A 23,687-nucleotide genomic window follows, 5' to 3' on the forward strand; every position below is an offset into this window, starting at 1 on the left:
CAGCCCGGGACGCTCTGCGTCCCAAAAGCGGACGCGGAGCGACCATTGAGGCATTCCCACGCGGAGCGTGGGAACGATCTCAGGCGAGAGGTGGCAAGCGCCAGTCGATCGGCGTTTCGCCATTCTGTTCGAGAAACTTGTTGGTCCGGCTGAAATGCCCACAGCCCAAAAATCCGCGATAGGCCGACAACGGCGACGGATGCACCGAAGTCAGCACCAGGTGCTTGGTGGCGTCGATCAGCTTCTGCTTGCTCTGCGCATGGGCGCCCCAAAGCATGAACACCAGATGCGGCTGCCGCTCGCTGACCACTTCAATGATGCGATCGGTGAAGTGCTGCCAGCCTTTGTCCTTGTGCGCGTTGGCGTTGGCGCGCTCGACGGTCATGGTCGTGTTGAGCAGCAATACGCCCTGTTCGGCCCAGCTCTGCAGGTAGCCATGGTTGGGAATGTCGATATTGAGGTCGCGTTTCAACTCTTTATAGATGTTGACCAGCGACGGCGGCGCCGGCACGCCCGGTTGCACCGAGAAGCACAGACCGTGGGCCTGACCCGGGCCGTGATACGGGTCCTGGCCGAGGATTACCACTTTCACCTTGTCCAGTGGCGTGGAGTTCAGAGCATTGAAAATCATCGGTCCCGGCGGATAGATCTCCTTGCCGGCCGCCCGCTCCTGCTGCAGAAAGTTGCGCAACTCTGCCATGTACGGCTGGTCGAACTCAGCACGCAGTGCCTCCTTCCAGCTCGGTTCGAGTTTGATACGGTCGTCAGCAGTCATGGTCATTTCCGGCAAAAACAATGGGGCGAACCCTAGGAAAGCCGACCACGCTTGTCAATTGATCTGACGCAGATCCGGCACTTTCCCCCACAGCGATCATACTGATCGTTCAAATTCCCGATCGAGGTCACGATGAATCTGCACTTCGAAGAACTCACCGGCACCGACGGTGCACGCATCGGCATCGCCAGCCTGGATGCCGAAAAATCGCTGAACGCGCTGTCCCTGCCGATGATCAACGCCCTCAGCGACAAATTGAACGCCTGGGCCACTGACCCGCAAATCGTCTGCGTGCTACTGCGCGGTAACGGCAGTAAAGCCTTCTGCGCCGGTGGCGAAGTGCGCAGCCTGGTCGAAGCCTGCCGCGCTCACCCCGGCGAAGTGCCGCCGCTGGCCGCGCAATTTTTCGGCGCGGAATATCGCCTGGATTATCGTCTGCACACCTATCCGAAACCGCTGATCTGCTGGGGCCACGGTTATGTGCTCGGTGGTGGCATGGGCCTGTTGCAGGGCGCCAGCACGCGGATCGTCACGCCGAGCAGCCGTCTGGCCATGCCGGAAATCACCATTGGCCTGTATCCCGACGTCGGCGCCAGTTGGTTTCTCGCACGGTTGCCGGGCAAGCTCGGCTTGTTTCTCGGCCTGACCGGCGCGCACATCAACGGCCGTGATGCGCTGGATCTGGATCTGGCCGACCGCTTCCTGCTCGACGAACAGCAACCGCAATTGATCGAAGGCCTGTTGCAATTGAACTGGCAGGAACAGACCGCCATGCAGCTCAACAGCCTGCTCAAGGCTCTGCAGCAGGAAGCACTTGCGCAGATGCCCGAAGCACAGTGGCTGCCACGTCGGCAGCAGATCGACGAATTGCTCGATGTCAGCGACGTCGCCTGTGCGTGGAAAGCCATAAGTCTGCACCGTGACAGCAGTGATCCGTTGCTCGCCCGCGCGGCGAAAACCATGACCGAGGGCTCACCGTTGACCGCCCATCTGGTCTGGGAACAGATCATCCGCGCGCGGCACATGTCGCTGGCCGAAGTATTCCAGATGGAATACACCCTGAGCCTCAATTGCTGCCGCCATCCCGAATTCAGCGAAGGCGTGCGCGCGCGTTTGATCGACAAGGATCAGAAGCCGCACTGGCACTGGCCGGATATCAATAACGTGCCGGAGGCGGTGGTCGAGGCGCATTTTCATAAAGTCTGGGAAGGGCGGCATCCGTTGGCGGATCTGACTCAGTATTGAGCTGACTCGTAGCCCGCGATGGCAACTGGTTTGCGTCGCGGGCTGGCTGAATCGGTCGTCCAGCAACTCAGACGTTCAGTTCGTAGAACTCGATGATTTCCGTCATCGCCCGCTGCGCTTCATCGTCGCCTTTTTGCAAAATTTTCTCGACATCCCTCAATGGCGGAAGAGGATGCAGTCGTTCAGCAATCTGCGTCGCGCTGTAGTCTTGAATCGCTGTTCCTTCGCTGACTCTTATGAAGCCGATAGCACTATCACCTGCGGCAAAGTGACTGGAAACCCGGATTTTCGGCGCCATTCCGTAATCCACCACTATCACCAGATCATCGCGCTCACGATGAAACTTCAAGTTGTCGATCGTCAGCCTGCGTTCGGAAAAATCGATCCCGTCCAGGCCGCCTCCGTTGTTGATGATCACGTCCCTGCCGAGGCCATCGTATCGGTAGAGATCATTTCCAGCGCCGCCGGCCAGCGTGTCATTGCCCGGCCCACCCAGCAGCAGATCATCACCGGGGCTGCCCGTGAGCACGTCATTGCATGCCTCGGATCTCTCCCGCGCCGCTTATGGTGTCGTTGCCGCGACCGCCCACGAGTGGCAGCGCTCGTCCGTCTCGCAGGGAGGTTGAACGGCTGGGATTGTTGACGATGACACCCGTATGAAAAGTCTCGGGCGCAGGGCCGAGCTGACTCGATTCCAGGAGCTGCTTCAAACTTGCGACCGACCCATCGGCGAACTTGACGAGCTCAATACCGGCCCCCTCAAGTTCACCGTAGTGGGGCAAGGCGATGCGGACTTTTTGCGTCCCACCCCATTGGATATCGAGCGTCGGATGGAGCATTTTCGCTCGCGGCGGATGACGGTAAGCCCCGCGATCCGGGTTGGGTTCCAGCTCGACATGGGTCGTCTCTATCAGCGCAGCACCCCAGCTCAATTGCAGTGCATCGCGTTGCGCTTCTGCTGGAAGGACAACCGTGTCCTGATCAATCAAACCGTACTCATCTTTCCACCCCGCTACGCCGACTTCTGCTCGGTGGAAAACAGGGTTGAGCACGTCCGCAATCGTGGTTGTCGCCCCGGCATGCGCTTGCACGACGTAGGTGTCGGCGCCGTCTTCGCCGTAGAGCCAGTCATCACCCGAGCCGCTGAGCAGATAGTCGGCGCCCTCGGAGCTCAGGGTGTTGATGAAATTGACGGCAACCTGGTTGGATGAAAGCTGCATCAGGTCTTCACTGAAAATTGTATTCAGTCTGAGTTCACCCTGGCGGGAGGTGTAACCACGAATCAGGGCAGAGTAGGCACCGTTTCCACCGTTGGCATCAATGGCCACGGCAAGCCAGAGTCTGGCGCTTTTCAGCACTTCTCCAGCCTCTTTATCGGCAGCTGCAACGTCAGAAACTTTTTCACGAATAATGTCGAATAGCTTTTGGTACAGGGGGGCGCAGCTTGCCCCTGCTAATTTCAGTGCAATATACTTGAGATCTTCAATATCAAACGTCATTCCCTTGCAACTATTTGCCGCACTTAAAATTGCCGACTTTTCTAAATCACTAAAAATATGACTCATCGTTACTTCCTTGTAATAACAGAGCGTGAAAGATAACCACTGAGAAACTTTAGCATCTCAGGTGCTTCGCGTAATGACGATAGACCGAGGCCTACGCTACCGTGCCCGCCGGCAAAATCGAAGTTATCCAGATTGATCGTGCAAAAGAAATTCAGTTTTCCGAAATCAAGATTTTCCAATTCAGCTCTGCTGAACCTTGCCAGTTTCTCGTCAGTCATTTTTTCCTCCGAAGCCGGACGAATCAAGCCGTCACAGTTGATCAACCGCGGGGTTCCATCTCGCCGCGGCCAACCCGTGATGACAAACTTTCGTACGGATGACACATTCTTAAAATGCGGTGGCGGAGCATTAAGCCAAATCTCCAGCCCCGGATAATTCTTTAGCTTAACAATCAACTCATCCGGCCAGTTGACGTGCCGATAGCCCCGCTCATGGGGCTCTGTAGTTTCTTTTCTGGTAAAAAGCCCGGCATTCAATTTATAGAGCCGCCAACTTTTGGGGATCGACTCTGCGCGCTGATCCTGGTAGCGGTGCAGCCCCGTCCCGGTCCACCAGAAAAGCCCCTTCAGAGCAATCGCCAGACACGCTTTCTTGTTCACCATTTCCGGCATGCCAACGTAAAACTCAGGAACCAGCGTCTTATCTACATAGGCGCCGCCTAATATCGGCACTTGCTGCATGCTCGCCAGTTTGTTCTGACAAGCTTTCTCGTCTGCCTGGTGAATAGCCGCCGACTCGGCAGATTGTTCTTTGCGAATATAAAATCCCGCTACGCAATAACAGACGTAAAAAAATAGACCGTACTTCAACAATCTTTTAAACCAGACGACCGCTTGTTTACGCGACTTCCTGGACATTTCAAACCGCCCCATCAAATTGGGGAACGACTTGTTTATTGCTATGCCCGGACATCGCACTTTCAAAAACATCGAAGTATTGGCTTACACCCGACTTCACATCAAAGCGACTCGCCGTCAACTTCGCAGCGCTGGCAAGACATTCGTAACCATCAACCGACCTCAAAACCTCGCTTACACGTTTGGCGATCGTTTGATGATCGAAGAAATCCACTAACAGCCCATTAACTTCATCAACGATTACCTCTTTTACAGGTGCTGTATCCGACGCAACGATCACACAGCCAGACGCCATCGCCTCCAGTAACGACCAGGACAAGACAAACGGATACGTCAAATAAACATGGACTTTGGAACATGCGAGAACCGCGAGGTAAGTCTGGTAAGGAAGTTTCCCTGTGAAATGCACTCTAGAGTGATCGAAACTGACCTCCGCCTCCATCCTGCTGCGCCAATCCGGGTACCCGACCGGCCTACTCCCGTAACTGACGCCATCTCCGCCAATCACTATAATCTGCGCATTGGGGCACGCAGCCTGAATCTGCGGGATCGCTCTGATGAAACTGTGAAAGCCACGATAAGGCTCGAGATTCCTCGCCACGTAGGTGACGATCGGATGACCGGCTCGCAGCTCGATTCCATTGGGCAGCACGACTGCGGCAGTTTTCGCTAGGTCAGAACCTTGAACGATACCTTCGTGAATAACCCTGATGGCTGACCGATACGCTGCCGGGAACAGACTGCGCTGCCACCGCGTAGGCGCAATGGCAATGTCACATTGTTCAATATTCAAAAGATGCAGCGAATTGAGCACTCGCAGCCTTGACGACTCTCTTGTGGCTCGCCGGAATTCAGGGTCGAACCCGCAATCGGCGCCCTGCGCTCGATAGTAGTATTCGCAGTAGTGAATGAGTGGCGTATCGGGATAGACGTCCTTGGCGAATAGCGTCTCTCCCCATCCGGGATGGGCAAGAATGACATCTGGCTGATAACCCGAACGTTTCAGCCTGGTCAACATCTCAAAAACCTTTTGCCCGTCAATCACCGCCTGTTCGTAGCGGATCAGATAGGGGTGAACATTGCCGGGCGCTCGGCTGGTCGCTCGATATCGATGGATTTTCACCCCGGCGAGTCCCGGTGCCGTGTCCCGACCTATCGCCACAACCTCGTCACGCCGGTCCAGCGCGGCCAGCACCACATGGCGGAACTGACCCGGAAAATTTTGATGAATAACCAGAAGCTTCATAGCGGTAACGTCCTTTTTCGCCGCTATTGAGCTGAGGATTTCTCGCATCGTTCGGCATCCACAAACGCTAACAAATGCCATAAATTGAAACTGTAGGAAGCGTCTGTGAATTGCCTAGGAGATGGCTAACGGAACGACTTTTCGACGAGCAAAAAAAAGCGGCGCTCAATGCGCCGCTTGTTCATTTGCGGATATTTACCAGCGGTTGCCACGGCCGTTGCGGTCGCCGCGACCGCTGTGGCGCTCGTAGTTGCCGCGACCCCGGTGGTCGTTGTCCCAACCGCCACGACGGTGGCCATCCCAGCGTCCGCGATCGTTACCGTGCCAGCGACGGCTCTCGTAATGACGCGGGGCCGGTTGATAGTGCCGCGGCGCCTGGTAGTAACGCGGTTGCTGGTAGTACCGCGGCGCTGGCTGGTAATAGCGCGGCTGGGTGTAATAGGTGCCGCCGCTGCGGTAATAGGAACCGCCACCGCTGTAATAGGCCGGTGCGGGTGATGTGTAGACTTCTGACCTGTAGTAGTTGTCTGCGTAGGAATAAGGAACGCATCCGCCAAGGGAAAACAGCATCACGGCAAGCAGTACGATTCGACGATACATGGCGGCCTCCTGGACCGCGGGTTGGCCACACCAGCGACGCTGGCAGGCGACAGTCATTGATTCTGTGACTGTCGAAAAATCAGACAGCGTTTTCGGAATCTGGTGCGTTCCCGCAACAAGTTGAAACAAGTGATTATGAAATCTTGTTTACCTGTCAAACGCACAATTTTGCCATCACCCTAATTAACTGCCTCACCCTTCGGCAGAGCGCTGGGGTGCGGGCAGCGATTTCCCTGACAAATCTCTGAGTCGTATCCCTCGCCATTTCAGGCACAAATCCCGCAGTGTTTTCCCGACCATCCCACTAGAATGCATCCCATCGGGCCATTGCCAACGGATCTGCCATGCCGCTTCGTTCTCCCCTGTACTCGCAACGTTCACTGGTGCTTACCCTCGTCGCCCTGCTCGGCGCCGGGTTTCTCGCCACGTCGCTGTTGAGCTATTTCGCCTCCCGCGAGTCGATCCGCGACAACATAGTCAACACCGAACTACCGCTGACCTCCGACACGGTCTATTCGGAAATCCAGAAAGATCTGGTGCGGCCGATTCTCATATCTTCGATGATGTCCCGCGACACGTTCATGCGCGATTGGGTGGTCAACGGCGAGCAGAATCCCGAGCAGATGACTCGTTACCTCGACGAAGTCATGACCCATTACGGCGCCTACACGGCGTTTTTCGTCTCTAATGCCACTCTCACCTACTACCACGCCAAAGGCGTCCTCAAACAGGTCAAAGTCGATGAACCGCGCGACACCTGGTACTTCCGCGTGCGCGACATGCAGGATCCCTACGAGATCAACGTCGACCCGGATCTGGCCAACAAGGACAACCTGACGTTCTTCATCAACTACAAGGTCTACGACTACCACAACCGCTTTATCGGCGCTGCCGGAGTGGGCCTGACCGTGGACGCGGTGATCAAGCTGATCGACAAGTATCAACAGCGCTATCAACGCAGCGTGTACTTCGTTGACACCTTCGGCCGCCTGGTGTTGACCGGTGCCGAAGGTGGCCCGGAGGGCGCGCACATCGGCCAGAGTCTTGGCGAACTGGAAAGCATGAAAAGTCTGGTCAGCCAGTTGCCCAAGCCGCACAGCGGCAGTTACGAATATTCAACCCACGGACAGGGGCATTTTCTCAACGTACGGTTTATCCCCGAGTTGAACTGGTACCTGTTCGTCGATAAACGTGAAAACGGCGCGCTGAGTGAAATCCGTCAGTCGCTGTATCTCAATCTGCTGATCTGCCTGTTGGTGACGTTGATCGTACTGGCCTTGCTCAATCGAGTGATCAAGCGCTTTCAGGCGAAGATTCAGGCGCACGCCACCCTCGACAGCCTCACCGAACTGCCGAATCGACGCGGCTTCGACATCCTCGCCGCGCAAGCGCTGCACGAGGCCCAACGGGAAACCAAGCCGCTGACCGCGTTGCTGCTCGACCTCGACCACTTCAAGGCGTTGAACGACACCTATGGGCACATGGCCGGCGATCAGGTGTTGATCGGGTTCGCCCGCGATCTGCAGAGTTGCCTGCGCCATGCCGATATCGTCTGCCGCTGGGGCGGTGAGGAATTCATCGTTCTGTTGAAAGACACCGACGGCGAGACCGGGCAGAGAATTGCCGAGAAAATCCGCCAGCACGTCGAGCAACACGAATATGCCTACGATGGCCACAGCCTGCATCTGACGGTGAGTATCGGCGCCACTACCTTGCAGCGCGATGACACCTTGCACACTCTGCTGTCGCGGGCTGATCATGCGATGTACCGCGCCAAGCAATCCGGGCGCAACCGCACCTGCATGGAAATGCCGCACTCGACCTATGCCTGATCTCAACATCAAATCCGACCACTGCCCGGCCTGCGGCGCCCGCAACGATTGCAGCCTCGCCGACCCGCGCACCGCCGACCGCGAATGCTGGTGCTATGGCGTGACCATCGAGCCGGCGGTGCTCGAAGCGCTGCCGGCCGAGCTACGCAATCAAGCCTGCCTGTGCCCGCGCTGCGCACAGGTTGAAGCGCAACTGCAAGCAGGCCGGCGGCCGATCCCGTAAGATGCGCGGCCCTTTGTCCGTTGAATCCTGACCATGCGCGTCGACCGCTTCCTCAGCAATCTGCCCCGCTACAACCGTCAGCAGGTTCGCCTGTTGCTGGTGGAAAAACGCGTTCGGATTGACGGAAAAGTCGTCAGCGACCCGCACAGTGACGTGCTGGAATTCAGCCGGGTCGAAGTCGACGATGAGGTGCTGCAGAGCGGCAAACCGCCGCGCTATTTCATGCTGCACAAACCGCCGGGCTGCGTCAGCGCCACCCGTGATCCGCAGCATGCAACCGTGCTCGACCTGCTCGATGAACCGGACAAGGCTGACCTGCACATCGCCGGGCGCCTGGACTTCAACACCACCGGGCTGATGCTGATCACCAACGATGGCGCCTGGTCGCGCCGCCTGACGCAGCCGCAGACCAGACTGGCGAAGGTCTATTACGTCGAAACCGAACAGCACATCGACGCCGGCTATGCGTTGAAATTTGCCGAGGGCATCTATTTCGCTTTCGAGGACCTGACTACGCAACCGGCGCAGCTGGAGCTGCTCGGCCCACGCTCGGCACGGCTGAGCATCGTTGAAGGCCGCTACCATCAGGTCAAGCGCATGTTTGGTTTCTTCAACAATAAAGTCCTGCATCTGCACCGTGAATCCATCGGCGAACTGACGCTGGATCACGCGCTAAAACCGGGCGAGTACCGCGCTTTGCGCACCGAAGAGATTCATTTGTTCTAAGCCGGCGACCGCTCAGCCGAAGTTGTCGAACAATTCACCGACGGCACTTGCATGATCCTGAGTCCCCTGCTTGAATCAGGTCGTCGGCCGAAATGTGACCGACGAGTCACCACATACTTCCAAGAAACTTTTTGTCGGTCGTCTGCCCTCAAGGGCTGCGCCTCAGCCGGCAATCTGCCCGCCAATAACAACACCCGTCGACCTGCCGTAATGGATCGACATGGGCCAGCAAATTCCAGGCGTATGCCTACCTGTCACAAAGCTCGTGCAATCTCGATTGCGCGCATACCCGCTTGCTTGCCAGGAGTCTTATGACATGAGGCCAGAAATCGCTGTGCTGGATATACAGGGTCAGTATCGGGTTTACACGGAGTTCTATCGCGCAGACGCCGCAGAAAAGACCATCATTCTGGTCAACGGCTCGATGGCCACGACTGCGTCGTTTGCACAGACCGTGAAAAACCTGCACCCGCAGTTCAACGTGGTCTGCTACGACCAGCCCTACGCGGGTCGGTCAAAAGCTCACAACCGGCATGAGAAACATCTGACGAAGGAAGTCGAAGGGCAGATTCTGCTGGAGCTGATCGACCACTTTGCATCCGAGCATGTGCTGTCGTTCTCCTGGGGCGGCGCCGCCACTCTGGTTGCCCTCGCCCAGCAACCCCGGCGCATAGAAAAAGCCGTGATCAGCTCGTTCTCGCCGGTGATCAATGCGCACATGCTCGACTACCTCGAGCGCGGCGTCGACTACCTCGGCAGCCGCGACGGCGATCGGGTCGGGCATCTGGTCAACAACACCATCGGCAAACACCTGCCGTCACTGTTCAAACGCTTCAACTATCGCCACGTCAGCAGCCTGGCCGAGCATGAATACGGGCAGATGCACTTTCACATCAACGATGTGCTGCACAGCGATCGGCAGTGCTATGTGAACGCGGCGAAAAAGATCAACGTGCCGGTGCTGTTTCTCAACGGCGAATGGGACGAATACACCGCCGCCGAGGATGCGCGCCTGTTCGGCAACCACGTCGCCCACAGCAGCTTCACCACCCTGCAAGCCACCGGACACTTCCTCGACATGGAACACAAGGCTGCGTGCCGCGACAGCCAGAACGCCCTGCTCGGCTTTCTTAAACCAGCGCCGCAAGCCACCCGGATGCGCTACTCGTTTGTGCAGGATCAACATGCATTGGCCATTTGAAACAGCGTCATCGCGGGCAAGACTGCAAGTGTGAAGTGCCTGTTTACAACGGCGCAGCCCCTGCTCGCGATTGACCGTTTTCTGCGTGAAAAAGCCATCGCAGACAAAAGAAAACTTCAAATCCGTGGCCGAGTCTGGTACAAAGTCAGCCGCTCTGAGCGGGTATAGTTTAGTGGTAGAACGAAAGCTTCCCAAGCTTTAGATGAGGGTTCGATTCCCTCTACCCGCTCCACCGAATATTGATCTCGCGTTGTGTTGTCTGACGGGGGATGCAGGAATTGAAAAACCGGCCTTGATGGCCGGTTTTTTTGTGTCTGGAAGTTGGTGAAAGACAATTTCCAAGGAAAAGCCTTCACCTCCAAAAAGAACCCCAGCGACTCTGAACATCATCCAGAGAAGGATCGATCCCAACGTCGCCCTCCTTACGGCCTAGCTCGCTCTATCAGTCGCAATGACTGGCTGAGCGATTTTTCTTTCATTTTGCCGCGTAAATGTCACAGCAAAACACTGCAACACAACCATCGTTCCTCCAAACACGCGCGGCCTAGACTGGGTTGACCACCTCGCCGGACGCCACAATGGCTGAGCGGTAGCAAGTCTATTGATCTGTAGAATTCAGTAGGTATAGTAACCACCAAGCACACCACAGGGAGGTGTTGTGAATAGCCGTTTTTTAATCGGACAACTCGTCGCGGACGGTTGGTTTCTGGTACGTATCCGGGGCAGTCATCATCACTTCAAACATCCAACCAAACCAGAATTGGTAACAGTGCCGCATCCAAAAAAGGATCTGCTCAAAAAACGGCCATCAGTATTTTGCAACAGGCCATGCTCTGAATCCGTTCTCAGCGTTGCATTGGAGGATCACGAACATGCTTTACCCGATTGCGATTTCAATAGGCGACGAGGAACACGCTTGGGGAGTTGAAGTGCCGGACATTCCTGGCTGCTTTTCTGCCGGCGACGACCTTGATGACGCCGTCGCCATGGCGCGCGAGGCGATCGAAGGTCATTTCGAAATTCTGGCAGACGAGGGTGCGCCGATTCCATCGGCCAGCAAATTGAGCCTGCATGTCGCCAATCCGCAGTACGCCGGATGTGCGTGGGCGGTAGTGGATATCGACGTGGTCAAATACCTGGGCAAAGCACAGAAGCTCAACATCACGCTGCCGGGGCACTTGCTCAATCGCATTGATGAGTACGTGTTGCATCATCCTGAGGAGAAAAGCCGATCGGGGTTTCTGGCTTCGGCGGCGTTGAAGGTCTTGCAGCAAGGTTAAAGAATTCTTACTGCTCAACCGGCTCTCAGTAGCCGGTTTTTTCATGTCTGACGTTTGAGGAAATTCTCGCTCTGCTGATTGAAAAGTATGAGGAGCAGCATTTTCCGATGCATCCCTCTGATCCCATTGAAGCCATCAAATTTCGTATGGATCAGCAAGGCTTGACGCCGCGGGATCTCGAGCCCTTTATTGGCCCCAGTGGCCGTGTTTCGGAAATATTGAACCGCAAGCGCAAGCTGAGTCTGGCAATGATCAAACGTCTGCACGATGGCTTGCGCATTCCTTATGAACGCCTGCTCGCCAGTGTCTGAAGAAATATATCGCATGCAAAACCGGTCGCAACGACCGGTTTTTTTTACCCGGAAATCAGCGCCGACTAACCCACCGGTACCACTTTATCCAGCACCCGATTCACCGCCAGTTCACCCAGCATGACGACCTGGGCGATGCCGAGCAGGGTCTTGCGCTGGCTGCCGTCGAGCAAGGCGGCAAAGTCGCCCAGCATGACGCTGGCCGAGCCAAGGGATTCGCTGGCGTTGACCAGTAGCGACTCGGTGTCGGTGCTCGGGTTGACCTGGAACATGCTGCTGGTCTGGTATGGCGGTGAGCTGGTTTGCGGCGGAATGAGGTAGTGGTCGAGGGCGCGTTCGGCGGCTTCGTGGAGTTTTTTCGAATTGAGGGATTGGTACGGAGAGGCCGGATCGGTTTCCGGCGGATTTGGCGTTACTTTGAACATTGGAAGGGACCTTCGGTAGGGCCGCAACTCTCATCGCTACTAAACGAAAGGGTGGCAGCTGTGCGCAAGTTAGTAGACCGGACCCCATTCCAAACCCGGCGCACCCGAAGGCGCCATGCGCACAGCCACCATTAAGTGCAGGCGATCGCCTGACTTAGTGGTACTCATGCAGCCATTTTGAAATGAGGTTGTTGGGCTACTAAACCCGATCACTGCAAATCAGTGACGCGAACCAAGTTACCGACCGCCCCCCAGGCGCACAAGCCGGCGGATTCTGGCGTACCGGTAGGCAGCGGCGCAAGGATTTGTAGGCATCGGGACGTAACGCGATTCAACTTTAAACGGCCACGGCGTAACCCGTTTAAAAGCCCCGGATACAGAAAGAACTTTCCGGCGAATTCAGCGTGAACGAGTTGTTTCAGCCAGCTACGCCGACCTGAAACAACGCGTCGAACGCAAGACTCAAAGCGAGCTCGCTTGGGAAAATGTTTCAGCGAGTCGCAACGATAAACAGCCGTGGAAACGGCAACAGCACCGAGCCATCAGCCAATGCGGGATAAGCCTTTGCAACTTCCGCCAGATACCGCTGCAGATACTGCGCCTGCTCCTCCTCGGTCAACGGGCTCAGAAATGGAATCAAACCACTGCCTTTGAACCACTCGACCACCCCCGCCGCTCCGCCCGGCAATTGATGATGATACGTCGTGCGCCACACATCCACTCGCGCGCAGTACGGGCGCAGCATCGCGAAAAATTCACTGGCATTGGCCATATCGGTACGCTGCCCGGCAGCGCCTGCAAGCTTGCTCGCCCACGGCCCATTGGCGGCGACTTCGCGCATCAAACGGTGAGACGGTTCATTGAGGTTGTCTGGCATCTGGATCGCCAGGCTGCCACCGTCTGAAAGTCTGCTCGCCAGGGCTGGCAGCAACGAAGCGTGATCAGGCACCCATTGCAAAACCGCGTTGGCGAAAATCACATCGAACGGGCCGGCGTTTGCCCACTTGTCGATCTCGGCGACCTCGAACTGCACGTCAGGCAAGCGCTTGCGCGCCGCGGCGATCATGTCTGCCGAACTGTCGAGGCCGCTCACAGTAGCCTCGGGGAAACGCTGCACCAGCAACTCGGTGGAATTACCCGGCCCACACCCAATGTCCACCACCGCCCGCGCCTGCGCCGTGGGTATCGCCGCCAGCAGGTCACGAGCCGGGCGGGTGCGTTCATCTTCGAAAGCGACGTATTGCTTGGCAGACCAGCTCATGGCGTTCTCCTGTCGAGGGTGTCTTGGCAATTGACGACACGATACAGCGATCTGCGCGGCACGCCTTTGCGACCAAAGTCCTGCGTCGAAAGTTTGTAAACAGAATTTTCAGCGCAACGCCGATGTCTGAATTTCAAGCTCTCAAAACAAGGACTTCCATCATGAAATTCGCAAAGATTGCCCAGAAACTTGCCCTGTGGGCCGGTAGCCCGAAGACGTTCATGGGGGCATTGATTCTGATCGGGTTGTGGGGGTTGAGCGGGCCGATTTTTGGTTACAACGACACTTGGCAACTGATCATCAATACCTCAACGACGATCATCACGTTCCTGATGGTGTTCCTGATTCAGAACACGCAGAACCGCGATACCGACATTTTGCATTTGAAACTCGATGAGCTGCTGCGGGTGAACAAGGAAGCGCAGAACGCGATGCTTGGCCTGGAGGCGCTGGATTTGAAGCAGCTTGAAGCGCTGCGCCAGCATTACCGCGCACTTGGCGAAAGTCAGGTATTTGATCTGGAGGGCTTGGGCGACAAGAGCAAGCCAAAGCAGGATTTGAATGAGTGCTGAAATGACTTCGGCCGCTCCTGCATCAGTTCATGCCGGGCGGCCGAATTCGAACCACTGCTGAATGTTAGCGACTGGCCTGCAACGCGCGGGCCTTTTCCAGATGGCTTTGCAGCTTCGGCAAAGTCTCATCGGCGAACGCTTTGATTTCCGGCACGTCGGTGGTCTGTGCCTGTTGCTCGATCTGGGTAATGGCCTCTTCCGTGGCTTTGACCTGGCTTGCCGCGTAGGCCTGATCGAACGTCGCGCCGTCCTTCACTTGCGGCATCAGCTCTTTGGCCTTGTCGGCGATTTCTTCGCGGGGGGCAACCGGCAGGTCGAGTTTCTTGGCGATTTTCGCCAGATGCTGGTTGGCCGTGGTGCGATCGTTGATGACGACGATGGTGTAATCCTTGACCTCTTTCGATTCGGTCTTGCCGTGGGCCAGACGGCTGGCTTCGATGTCGGCCATGCCCTTGGCGGAGGCATCGTTGATGAATTCGGCAGGCGACTGGGCGAACGCAGTGCTGGCGCACAGGCCCAGCAGGGTTGCAAAACTGACGTTACGTAAACGGGTGGCCATCCGGCTCATGGTCGCGCCCTCCTTCGTTGAAAATTCAAGCGGGCCGCGATTCGCCCGCTGCTTAAATGCTCGCGGCGGACAAACGTCCGCCTCTGTTAGGAATGCTTTAACGGTCAAAGGTTTAGAAAATACGACCGAGGCGCGACGAACGGTGCTTCTTCGGCATCAGCCCTTGTTCGGCATCAACCCGGGCAGCGCGTGCATCAACGCGTTGATGGCAAAACCGATAAACATGATGCCGCACAGACGGGTGATCAGCAGTTCGTGACGCTGATAAACGATGCGCACTCGCTGGGCGCCGACCACGCCGATGAGAATCGCGTACGCCAGCGCCCCGCCGACAAAACTCAGGGCGATCAGCGCCGGCAGCATCGCCCAGTTGAGCAGTTCGGCGCGGCTCGACAGCAGCGCGGTGAAGGTCGCCACCGCCACCGGGTAGGCCTTGGGATTGGTCAGACCGAAGACGATACCGTGCCAGAACGGCTGGCGCGCCGCGCCTTGCGCCTCGTCGACATTGCGCCGCTGGGCACGCACCGCACGCCAGCCGAGCCAGAACAGATACACCGCGCTGAGCACGCCAAGCACATCGAATGCGGTGCTGCCGATTTCCCGGGCGCCGACAATGGCCACCAATGCGGTGCTGCACCAGATCACATCGCCGAGCAAATGCCCGCAAAGAAACCCCGCGCCGGCCCGCCGGCCATGGGCCGCGCCAATGCCGAACACTGCCAGCACACCCGGCCCGGGCGTGATCCCGTAAATGAAACCCGAAGCCAGAACGGCCAACAGCAATGATGGAGTCATGAAAAACCTGCAAGCGCCAGAACACGTGGCGGCCAGTCTATATCAGCCGACTGCGCCCGATCACTGCGCGTCGTTAAAACGCATGCCGGGGTACGGTTTCTGCCGACACGCAGCCAGCCGCGACTGCAAATCGCCGACATGGACTTCCAGTTTGTGGCCGTCGGGGTCGAGAAAGTAGAACGACGCACCCTCGCTACGGTTGTCTCGCCACTGCGGCACCTGAGCCGATTTCAACGTTTCAACCAGTGAAGGGAAGTTTGCCGCGCTCACGCTGAAAGCGTAATGGGTATAGTCCGCGCCCGGCTCCCCGCTGCGCTGAGGATCTTCTGACAAGCACAACCACAGTCCGGGCAGTGACAAATAGGCGCCGTTATCCCACGTCGCTTCGATATCCAATTGCAGCACATCGCGATAGAACGCCAGACTGCGCTGCAGATCGCGGACGGCCAGGGTCAGGTGGTTAAGACCGGTAAGCATCGAATCAGTAACCTCTGAGTTCTTCGGGAACGACATATTGCTGGCCGTCGTAGATCAGCGTGACCTGGGTGTTCTTCAGGTTGGTGGTTTTCGAAGCGCATTGTTTGCCTGACGTGAAAGACTCCATCAACGAACCGCTGGAACTGACGATCAGATCCGCAAACCCGTTGTGGCTGGATGAGCCGATTTCGACAGTCCTGCGAATGCGTGTGTCTCGCGTATCGCACTCCCCGGTGCCCTCACCGAAATCCTTGCGCACCACCAGGCCTTCCAGCACTGGGCGTAAGCGATTGCCTTCGCGAACATACAAGGCCAGGTCGGTTTTCGAGTACGGATTGGCTCTGGAACCGTGGCTCATGAACGTCGATCGCAGCCCGAACGCACGGACGTCCGCCGCCAAGCGGTAACGCGCCGTATCGATCCTCAGATCATCGAAGCTGATCGCATCGGAGTTGTAAGCGCCGGGTTTGGCATAACTGGCGAATGTGTTGCCCGTCGTGGCGTTGATTACTGACAGTGCCAGATCGAACACGCCGTCCTGAGCACCCGCAGAATCGGGAACGAAAGTGGCCTTCGCTGCAATTGATTGAGTGTTGAACGCAGGCCAGACTTTGCAGCGCGAGAGCGTATGGCCGTCGAATTTTTTTACTTCGCAAGCGGCATGGACCTGAGCCGTAAGCGCGAACAAGCCGAGGGCGATATAGATTCGACGATGCAGATTCATGATTCTTCCTTGAAATATTCGTATCAGTGACGCCAGTCACATGCCTTTGAAACCTTGCGGTAAAACGTAGGTTTTCCCGTCGTAACGCAACGTGGTCAGCACTGGCTTTTCGTGGGTGGTCTTCGATTCGCAGGTGTCAGGCGGTCCCTCACCGACCAGGCCCATGGTGACTGAGCGGACGATGATATCGGCGTAACCATTGGATCGGGTTTTGGCCATCTCAAGCGTACGCACAGTCTCCGAGCGTTCTCCCGCGCAATTGCCATCCCATTCACCGCTGAAGGTGTAGACCAGCAAGCGATCCAGCACCGGGCGCAGTTTGTCGCCCTCTTTCACATAGAGCGACAGCCAAATTTCATCCAGAGGATTGACGCGTGACGAGCCTTTGAAATGGGCACGCACGCCGAATGCGCGGAGGTCGGGCGTAAGTTTATAGCGGCCAGTATCCAGTTCCAGACTTTCCAGCCCGATGGCATCGGAGAGAAACGCCGACGGCTGATGATAGGTCGCCAGCGGTTTGGGGCTGCCAGCCGTGCTGACGGCCAGATCCAGGTCGTATGAACCCACCCGGCCGTCCTTGCCATAGACGGGATCGGGCACGAACGTCGAGAGCGCGGTAATCGTCAGCGACGGATAAGCCGGCCATTCCTTGCACAAAGAAAAGTCCGCTTCGCCACTGACCGCAGGCGGCGTGCAATCAGCCCACGCCTGCCCAGCCATGAACCACCCGCAAAGCGCTGCAGCGCTGAGCCATATGGACTTCATTGTCACTTCCCGCTCCTTGAAGATATTTCCAGGCGCGCACTATCCCTTTCTGCATCGAAGGATTCAACAGATCAGGCCAGCGAATCTTCTCATGTGTGTGAAGCCTGCACGCGAAGGCGTCATCGACGGCGTCGCAAATTCAATACTTGTCGAGCGTGCGCAGCTTCTGCGGCAAACCCCACAGCAGCAAAGCGGCGGCAATCAGCGCGGCGACGCCAATCACATACAGCGCCGGGGTGGTACTGCCGGTGAGGTCCTTGATGCGCCCGACCATGACCGGGCTGACGATCCCGCCAAATTGCCCCAGGGTATTGATCACCGCGATCCCGCCCGCCGCGCCGGCACCGGCGCCCGCCAGCAGCTTCGGTGGCAGGGTCCAGAAGCTCGGAATCGAAGCGATGATGCCTGCGCCGAGCAGCCCGAGCGCGACGATCAGGAACGTCGTGTGGCTGGCGAAGATTCCTGCGCTGAAGAAGCCGATCGCGCCGACGATCACCAGCCCGGCGACAAACTTGCGCCGTTCACCGGTGGCGTCTGACAAGCGCCCGATCAGCACCATGCTGATTGCCCCGCAAATGTACGGAATGGCGGTCAGCAGACCGATCATCACCGGGCTTTCGGTGCCGGCGCTGCGGATCAATTGCGGTGCCCAGAAATTCAGACCGTAGGACGCGACCTGGATCAGGAAATAGATCAAACCCAACGTCAGGAAACCGGGAATTTTCAGCGCCGCGAGCAATGAGCCGCCGCTCTTGTGTGGCTCGTGATGGGCGATGCGGCTCGAAAGCAATTTCTTCTCGTCAGCCGTGAGCCAGTGCGCATCCTCGATGCGGTCTTTGAGCGTCGTGAGCACCAGAAAACCGAGAGCGATACACGGCACGCCACCGAGCAGGAACAACCAGTGCCAGCCACGCATCTGCAACACACCGTCGAGGTGTTGCAACACCAGGCCGGAGAACGGCGCGCCGACCAGCCCGGCGAATGCAGAGGCGAGAAACAGCATCGAGGTGATGCGGCCACGGAAATGCTGAGGAAACCACAGGGTCAGGTAATACAGCACGCCCGGGGCAAACCCGGCTTCCATCGCGCCGATCACGAAGCGCAGCGCATAGAACTGCCATTCGCTGTTGACGAAGACCATCGCCGCCGTCGCCACACCCCACGACATCATGATCCGCGCAATCCAGCGCCGGGCCCCGACCTTGTACAGCATCATGTTGCTCGGCACTTCGAACAGCACGTAACCGACCACGAACAGCCCGGCGCCCAAACCATACGCGGTGTCGCTCAGGCTCAGGTCGGTCTGCAACTGGAATTTGGCGAAGCTGATGTTGATGCGATCGAAGAAGGCGAACAGGTAGCAGACCATGATCAGCGGCATCAGGCGCCAGGCGACTTTGCTGACCAGGGCTTTTTCGGCGTCGTGATCGACAGACGGACTTACGCCCGCCTCCATTACGTTGAGGCTCATGGATTTTTCTCCAGGCGGACTGCCAATGGCGTCCGATTGTTTTTGTTGTCTGGTGGTACTGCTCAATGCTTTTGAACTGTGGGAGCGGGCTTGCTCGCGAACGCGTCAGGTCAGTCGATATCCGTGTTGAATGACATACCGTATTCGCGAGCAAGCCCGTTCCCACAAGGATTTCTTATCTTCAGGTGGGGATCGGGTGCAGGTCGCAATTGCGCCCGGCCTTGGCCAGTTGGCCGGGGACTTCGTGGCCTAACAGTGCCGGCAAGCCGCGCGAGAGTTTCAGCAGCAGCGTCAAATCGATGCCGGTAGGAATACCGACCTCATCGCACAGGTTCACCAGATCCTCAGTGCAGATGTTGCCCGACGCACCCGGCGCAAACGGGCAGCCACCGAGGCCACCCAACGCTGCATCGAAGCGCCGCGCACCGGCCTCGTATGCGGCCAGCACATTGCACAGACCCAGGCCTCGGGTGTTGTGGAAGTGCAGGGTCAGGTCAGCCGGCGAAACCCGCTGCAAAACGCGCCGCACCAAGCGATCGACCTGACGCGGATTGGCCATGCCGGTGGTGTCGGCGAGGCTGATGCCCTGAATGCCTAGCTCCTGATAGGCGTCGACAATTTGCAGCACGCGATCCTCGTCAATCTTGCCGTCGAACGGGCAACCGAACGTGGTGGCGATGCTGCCGTTGAGGCGCACACCCGAGCCGCTGGCAAACGCGACGATGTCAGCGAAGGCGGCCAGCGACTCCTCGCAACGCATGCGCATGTTGGCCAGGTTGTGCGTCTGGCTGGCAGACATCACCAGGTTCAACTCATCGGCATTCGCCGCCAGAGCCCGTTGCGCACCTTTGAGGTTGGGAATCAACGCCACGTAAATCACCCCTGGCTGGCGCTCAATACCGTTGAACACCTGCTCGCCGTCACGCAGGGCCGGGATGGCTTTGGGTGAGACGAACGAGCCGGCTTCGATACGGCTGAATCCGGCCTGTGACAATTGATTGATCAGAGCGATCTTGTCAGCGGTTTCCACCCACGTCGGCTCGATCTGCAAGCCATCGCGCGGCGAGACTTCCTGGACGATCAGAGTTTGCGAATAGTCAGTGATCATTGCACCACCCCTTGGCTTTTCAGGCGTTCGATGTCGAGTTCAGCCAGGCCCAGTTCGGCGAGAATAGCGTCAGTGTGCTGGCCCAGTTTCGGCCCGGACCAGTTCACCCCGCCGGGGGTCTCCGAGAGTTTGGGGACGATGCCGGGCATCTTCACCGTTGCGCCGCCGGGCAACTCGGCATCGAGCAGCATGTCCCGCGCCTGATAGTGCGGATCGGCGACGATGTCAGCCACCGAGTAGATGCGCCCGGCCGGCACTTCAGCGGCTTCGAGGGCGGCCAGTACTTTGTCGATCGGCAGGCTGCTGGTCCAGTGCGTGATGGCCGCATCGAGCAATCGGCTCTGCGCCGCGCGGCCGTCGTTGTGGGCGAACTCTTCTGCGTCGGCCAGATCAGCGCGGCCGATGACGTGCATCAGGCGCTTGTAGATCGGGTCGCTGTTGCCGGCAATCACCACATAAGCGCCGTCGGCGGTGAGGTAAGTATTGGAGGGCGCAATGCCCGGCAAGGCGCCGCCGCTGCGTTCGCGGACATGGCCAAGCATGTCGTATTCCGGCACCAGACTTTCCATGACGTTGAACACGCTTTCGGCCAGCGAAACGTCGACAATCTGCCCGCCGCCCTGCCCGGTCTTGACCCGCAACAGCGACATCAGCGCACCGATCACCGCGTGCAACGAGGCCAGCGAATCGCCGAGGCTGACGCCCACCCGCGCCGGTGGCAAATCGGGATTGCCGGTGGTGTAGCGAATGCCGCCCATGGCCTCGCCAATTGCGCCGAAACCGGGACGGTCGCGGTACGGGCCGGTCTGGCCGTAGCCGGAGATACGCACCAGGGTCAGGTCAGGATTCAAGGCATGCAGCACGTCCCAGCCCAGACCGAGTTTTTCCAGCGCACCGGGGCGCAAGTTCTCGATGATCACGTCGGCGTCGCCGGCCAGTTGCTTGACCAGTTCGATGCCTTCAGCGGATTTGAGATTGAGTGCCAGGGATTTCTTGTTGCGCGATTGCAGGTACCACCACAGCGATGTGCCTTCGTGCAGCTTGCGCCACTTGCGCAGCGGGTCGCCCTGACCCATGGCTTCGATCTTGATCACCTCGGCGCCGAACTCGGCAAGCATGCGCGCGGCAAACGGCGCGGCGATCAGGGTGCCGATCTCGATCACTTTGATCGCACTCAAAGGGGCAGTCATCGCGGGGTACCTCTTGTTCTTGGAATATGCGGCCAAGGCTAGAGGAACGATCATTGGCGAATCCAGCCGTCTCTCGGCAATGAGCATTCGCGAATTGCGAACGCATCAGAGTGCTGTGGTGAATTCGAAGCCGCTTTCGCGGGCAAGCCCGCTCCCACAGCGTTCCAAGTCAGCCGCACAATTTGCATCCACGCTGGCAACTGTGGGAGCGGGCTTGCTCGCGAAGAGGCCGGCTCATTCAGTAGAGATTCAGGCGCCCTGCGCTCGCAAATGCTCGAACAACATTCGGCTCACCGGCGACAGCCGCGCTTCATCACGCACCACCACAATCAACGTGCGATCCGACCAGGCATCGCTCAGCGGCACGGCCCGCAACCCCAGCGACTGACCAAATAACGCGTAGGCACGCTGCGGCAGAATGCCAATGCCCATGTTCGCCTGGACCATCCGGCAGACCGCGTCAAACCCCGGCACGTGAATGCGCACGCGCAGGACTTTGCCGGCCTGCCGCGCCGCCGCATGGGTGCGCATATTGATCGAAATGGCCGCGTGCAATCCGACGTAGTCGCTGTCCAGGGTTTCATCGAAGGCCACTGATTTGCGCGTAGCCAGCGGATGCTCCGGCAACATCACCACCACCAGTTTGTCCTGGCGGTACAACACGCTGTGCAGGCCTTGGGTGTCGCTGTCGTCAGAGCAGATGCCGAGGTCCGCGACGCCATCGAGCACGCCCTGAATCACCCCGGCGCTGGGCCGTTCTTCAAGGTCGGTCTTGACCTGCGGATGCTGCGCCGAGAAGTCGCGCAAGTCTTCGGGCAGAAACTGAATGATCGCCGAAAGATTGGCCAGCATGCGCACGTAACCCCGCACACCGTGGCTGTGCTCGCCCAGCTCCAGGCCCATCTTCTCGAGGTTGAAAAGCATCTGTCGTGCGTGGTGCAGCAGGGTTTCACCGGCCGGGGTGAGTGTCATGCCTTTGGCCTGACGCACGAACAGAGCGATGCCCAACGCCTCCTCCAATTCCATCAGCCGCTTGCTGGCCGCCGACACCGCGATGGCTTCGCGCGCAGCTGCACGGGTCAGCGTGCCCTCTTCGTGCACGGCGACGAACAGTTGCAGAGTGATCAGGTCGAGGCGGCGAATCAGGCTTTTTTGCAGCATGGAGGACTCGGCGGAAGTGGCGCGAACGAGCGGCGAGGATAACGCCGATCGTTCGCGCTGTGCCGGTCTTAAAACGCGTTACGAAAAATCTCTTCGATCTGGCGCTGATCGGCCGCCCTTGGATTGGTCAACCCACAGGCATCTTTCAAGGCATTGGCGGCGAGCACCGGTATATCGCTGAGTTTCGCGCCCAGCTCACGCAGTCCACCGGGGATCTCGACATCTTTAGCCAGGCTGCGAATGGCGTTGATCGCCGCTTGCGCGCCCTCTTCGGCACCGAGACCACGAATGTCCGCACCCATGGCGTGGGCAACGTCCCTGAGTCGATCAGCACACACTTGCGCATTGAAACTCTGCACATGCGGCAGCAACACGGCGTTGCAGACGCCGTGGGGCAAGTCGTAGTAACCGCCCAGTTGATGCGCCATCGCATGTACAAAACCCAGCGAGGCGTTATTGAACGCCATACCGGCGAGGAACTGCGCGTAAGCCATGTTCTCCCGCGCCGCCAGGTCGTTGCCGTCGCGCACGGCCAGACGCAAGTTGCTGCTGATCAGGCTCATGGCCTTCAAGGCACAGGCATCGGTGATCGGATTAGCGGCGGTCGAGACGTAGGCTTCGATGGCGTGGGTCAGTGCATCCATGCCGGTGGCGGCGGTCAGGCCTTTGGGCATCGCAACCATCAACTGCGGATCGTTGACCGACAACAGCGGAGTGACGTTGCGGTCGACGATGGCCATTTTCACGTGGCGCGATTCGTCGGTGATGATGCAGAACCGGGTCATTTCGCTGGCGGTGCCGGCGGTGGTGTTGATGGCGATCAGCGGCAATTGCGGCTGGCTGGAGCGGTCGACGCCTTCGTAATCGCCGATCTGCCCGCCGTTGGTCGCGCAGAGCGCAATGCCCTTGGCGCAATCGTGCGGCGAGCCGCCGCCCAGTGACACCACGAAATCGCAGTTGCTCTCTTTCAACAGCCCCAGACCCGCCTCGACGTTGGCCGTGCTCGGGTTGGGTTTGGCGCCGTCGAAGATCACCGAATCAATGTCCTGCATTGCCAGTTTCTCGGCGATCATCGCCGCCACGCCCGCCTTGGCCAGTCCGCTGTCGGTGACGATCAGCGCCTTGCGAAAGCCATAATTGCGAATCGCGAGCATGGCTTCGTCGAGGCAGCCGCTGCCCATGATGTTGACGGCGGGAATGAAGAAGGTGCTGCTCATCGTGTGTCTCCTGACTGGAGCCGGATCGACTGCCTCGATTCGGCGGATACACACAGGATCGACCGATCGGTCACGAGCAATGTTGATCTGGC

General features: G+C 58.3%; 25 protein-coding genes, 1 tRNA gene and 2 pseudogenes. 10 read left to right on the forward strand and 18 right to left on the reverse strand.

The genetic code is table 11. The features are described from left to right. Positions 1-79: 79 nt before the first annotated feature. Positions 80-775 (reverse strand): uracil-DNA glycosylase, encoded by a 696-nt coding sequence (gene ung, locus ACP7D9_RS04540; protein WP_426155883.1) that lies wholly within the window; start codon positions 773-775, stop codon positions 80-82. 132 nt (positions 776-907) lie between these two features. Here ung and ACP7D9_RS04545 point away from each other — a divergent pair, with 132 nt between their 5' ends. Beyond that, positions 908-2,020, forward strand: a complete 1,113-nt coding sequence (locus tag ACP7D9_RS04545; protein ID WP_101158462.1) for an enoyl-CoA hydratase/isomerase family protein — start codon at positions 908-910, stop codon at positions 2,018-2,020. 67 nt (positions 2,021-2,087) lie between these two features. Here ACP7D9_RS04545 and ACP7D9_RS04550 read toward each other — a convergent pair whose 3' ends face one another. The 5 genes from ACP7D9_RS04550 to ACP7D9_RS04570 all read right to left on the reverse strand — a co-directional run bounded on the left by ACP7D9_RS04550 (position 2,088) and on the right by ACP7D9_RS04570 (position 6,288). Next, the gene (locus tag ACP7D9_RS04550) at positions 2,088-2,549 is read right to left on the reverse strand and encodes a hypothetical protein (RefSeq protein ID WP_426155885.1); all 462 of its coding nucleotides are present in this window, start codon (positions 2,547-2,549) and stop codon (positions 2,088-2,090) included. Position 2,550: 1 nt separating this feature from the next. Continuing rightward, positions 2,551-3,585, reverse strand: a complete 1,035-nt coding sequence (locus ACP7D9_RS04555; protein WP_426155887.1) for a hypothetical protein — start codon at positions 3,583-3,585, stop codon at positions 2,551-2,553. A 2-nt stretch (positions 3,586-3,587) separates the two neighbouring features. After that, positions 3,588-4,442 carry a hypothetical protein gene (locus ACP7D9_RS04560; RefSeq protein WP_426155889.1) on the reverse strand — a complete coding sequence of 285 codons (855 nt, stop codon included), beginning with the start codon at positions 4,440-4,442 and terminating at the stop codon, positions 3,588-3,590. A 1-nt stretch (position 4,443) separates the two neighbouring features. Next, entirely contained in the window at positions 4,444-5,736 is a 1,293-nt protein-coding gene (locus ACP7D9_RS04565) for a glycosyltransferase family 4 protein (protein ID WP_426155891.1), read from the reverse strand. 147 nt (positions 5,737-5,883) lie between these two features. Beyond that, on the reverse strand, positions 5,884-6,288 hold the full coding sequence (locus tag ACP7D9_RS04570; RefSeq protein WP_101158459.1) for a hypothetical protein: 405 nt from the start codon (positions 6,286-6,288) through the stop codon (positions 5,884-5,886). A 344-nt stretch (positions 6,289-6,632) separates the two neighbouring features. Between ACP7D9_RS04570 and ACP7D9_RS04575 the strand changes: the two genes are divergently transcribed. From ACP7D9_RS04575 to ACP7D9_RS04610, 8 genes and pseudogenes are all read left to right on the forward strand, one after another. After that, positions 6,633-8,120 carry a sensor domain-containing diguanylate cyclase gene (locus ACP7D9_RS04575; protein ID WP_426155893.1) on the forward strand — a complete coding sequence of 496 codons (1,488 nt, stop codon included), beginning with the start codon at positions 6,633-6,635 and terminating at the stop codon, positions 8,118-8,120. After that, positions 8,113-8,343, forward strand: coding sequence for a cysteine-rich CWC family protein (locus tag ACP7D9_RS04580; RefSeq protein WP_101158457.1), 231 nt, complete (start codon positions 8,113-8,115; stop codon positions 8,341-8,343). Before ACP7D9_RS04575 ends, ACP7D9_RS04580 begins: the two co-directional genes overlap by 8 nt. 33 nt (positions 8,344-8,376) lie before the next feature. Further along, the gene (locus tag ACP7D9_RS04585; protein ID WP_426155896.1) at positions 8,377-9,069 is read left to right on the forward strand and encodes a pseudouridine synthase; all 693 of its coding nucleotides are present in this window, start codon (positions 8,377-8,379) and stop codon (positions 9,067-9,069) included. 316 nt (positions 9,070-9,385) lie between these two features. Further along, on the forward strand, positions 9,386-10,270 hold the full coding sequence (locus tag ACP7D9_RS04590) for an alpha/beta fold hydrolase (protein ID WP_426155898.1): 885 nt from the start codon (positions 9,386-9,388) through the stop codon (positions 10,268-10,270). A 158-nt stretch (positions 10,271-10,428) separates the two neighbouring features. After that, positions 10,429-10,502: transfer RNA gene (locus tag ACP7D9_RS04595), tRNA-Gly, on the forward strand. A 426-nt stretch (positions 10,503-10,928) separates the two neighbouring features. Next, positions 10,929-11,107, forward strand: a pseudogene (locus tag ACP7D9_RS04600) (type II toxin-antitoxin system HicA family toxin). A gap of 35 nt (positions 11,108-11,142) precedes the next feature. Then, positions 11,143-11,550, forward strand: a complete 408-nt coding sequence (locus ACP7D9_RS04605; protein WP_101158454.1) for a type II toxin-antitoxin system HicB family antitoxin — start codon at positions 11,143-11,145, stop codon at positions 11,548-11,550. Between the two features lie 59 nt (positions 11,551-11,609). Continuing rightward, positions 11,610-11,861, forward strand: a pseudogene (locus tag ACP7D9_RS04610) (helix-turn-helix domain-containing protein); the annotation flags it as partial. Positions 11,862-11,926: 65 nt separating this feature from the next. Here the strand turns inward: ACP7D9_RS04610 and ACP7D9_RS04615 are convergent. Continuing rightward, a complete protein-coding gene (locus tag ACP7D9_RS04615; protein WP_426155900.1) occupies positions 11,927-12,286 on the reverse strand; it encodes a DUF6124 family protein in 360 nt (119 codons plus the stop codon). Between the two features lie 490 nt (positions 12,287-12,776). Next, a complete protein-coding gene (gene tam / locus ACP7D9_RS04620; protein ID WP_426155902.1) occupies positions 12,777-13,547 on the reverse strand; it encodes a trans-aconitate 2-methyltransferase in 771 nt (256 codons plus the stop codon). Between the two features lie 161 nt (positions 13,548-13,708). On the opposite strand from tam, the gene ACP7D9_RS04625 reads away from it, so the two are divergent. After that, entirely contained in the window at positions 13,709-14,119 is a 411-nt protein-coding gene (locus tag ACP7D9_RS04625) for a low affinity iron permease family protein (RefSeq protein WP_101158451.1), read from the forward strand. Between the two features lie 64 nt (positions 14,120-14,183). Here the strand turns inward: ACP7D9_RS04625 and ACP7D9_RS04630 are convergent, their stop codons facing one another. The 10 genes from ACP7D9_RS04630 to yiaY all read right to left on the reverse strand — a co-directional run bounded on the left by ACP7D9_RS04630 (position 14,184) and on the right by yiaY (position 23,595). Next, the gene (locus ACP7D9_RS04630; protein ID WP_101158450.1) at positions 14,184-14,687 is read right to left on the reverse strand and encodes a DUF4142 domain-containing protein; all 504 of its coding nucleotides are present in this window, start codon (positions 14,685-14,687) and stop codon (positions 14,184-14,186) included. Between the two features lie 156 nt (positions 14,688-14,843). Then, complete coding sequence (locus ACP7D9_RS04635; RefSeq protein WP_426155904.1) at positions 14,844-15,482, reverse strand: LysE family translocator; 639 nt, start codon at positions 15,480-15,482, stop codon at positions 14,844-14,846. A gap of 60 nt (positions 15,483-15,542) precedes the next feature. Then, positions 15,543-15,959 carry a fosfomycin resistance glutathione transferase gene (fos, locus tag ACP7D9_RS04640; protein ID WP_426155906.1) on the reverse strand — a complete coding sequence of 139 codons (417 nt, stop codon included), beginning with the start codon at positions 15,957-15,959 and terminating at the stop codon, positions 15,543-15,545. A 4-nt stretch (positions 15,960-15,963) separates the two neighbouring features. Continuing rightward, a complete protein-coding gene (locus tag ACP7D9_RS04645) occupies positions 15,964-16,683 on the reverse strand; it encodes a hypothetical protein (protein WP_101158447.1) in 720 nt (239 codons plus the stop codon). A 36-nt stretch (positions 16,684-16,719) separates the two neighbouring features. After that, positions 16,720-17,454, reverse strand: coding sequence for a hypothetical protein (locus tag ACP7D9_RS04650; RefSeq protein ID WP_426155908.1), 735 nt, complete (start codon positions 17,452-17,454; stop codon positions 16,720-16,722). A 133-nt stretch (positions 17,455-17,587) separates the two neighbouring features. Next, a complete protein-coding gene (locus tag ACP7D9_RS04655) occupies positions 17,588-18,919 on the reverse strand; it encodes an MFS transporter (RefSeq protein ID WP_426155910.1) in 1,332 nt (443 codons plus the stop codon). A gap of 181 nt (positions 18,920-19,100) precedes the next feature. Next, positions 19,101-20,027, reverse strand: coding sequence for a hydroxymethylglutaryl-CoA lyase (locus ACP7D9_RS04660; protein WP_426155912.1), 927 nt, complete (start codon positions 20,025-20,027; stop codon positions 19,101-19,103). After that, positions 20,024-21,217: a CaiB/BaiF CoA transferase family protein gene (locus ACP7D9_RS04665; protein WP_426155914.1), complete on the reverse strand. Its 1,194-nt coding sequence runs from the start codon at positions 21,215-21,217 to the stop codon at positions 20,024-20,026. The genes ACP7D9_RS04660 and ACP7D9_RS04665 overlap by 4 nt, the downstream gene beginning before the upstream one ends. 249 nt (positions 21,218-21,466) lie before the next feature. Continuing rightward, positions 21,467-22,378: a LysR substrate-binding domain-containing protein gene (locus tag ACP7D9_RS04670; protein ID WP_426155916.1), complete on the reverse strand. Its 912-nt coding sequence runs from the start codon at positions 22,376-22,378 to the stop codon at positions 21,467-21,469. A gap of 68 nt (positions 22,379-22,446) precedes the next feature. Continuing rightward, positions 22,447-23,595, reverse strand: a complete 1,149-nt coding sequence (gene yiaY / locus ACP7D9_RS04675; RefSeq protein ID WP_101158441.1) for an L-threonine dehydrogenase — start codon at positions 23,593-23,595, stop codon at positions 22,447-22,449. Positions 23,596-23,687: the final 92 nt, after the last annotated feature.

Source organism: Pseudomonas sp. TSRC2-2 (assembly GCF_049897785.1).
Classification (GTDB): Bacteria; Pseudomonadota; Gammaproteobacteria; order Pseudomonadales; family Pseudomonadaceae; genus Aquipseudomonas.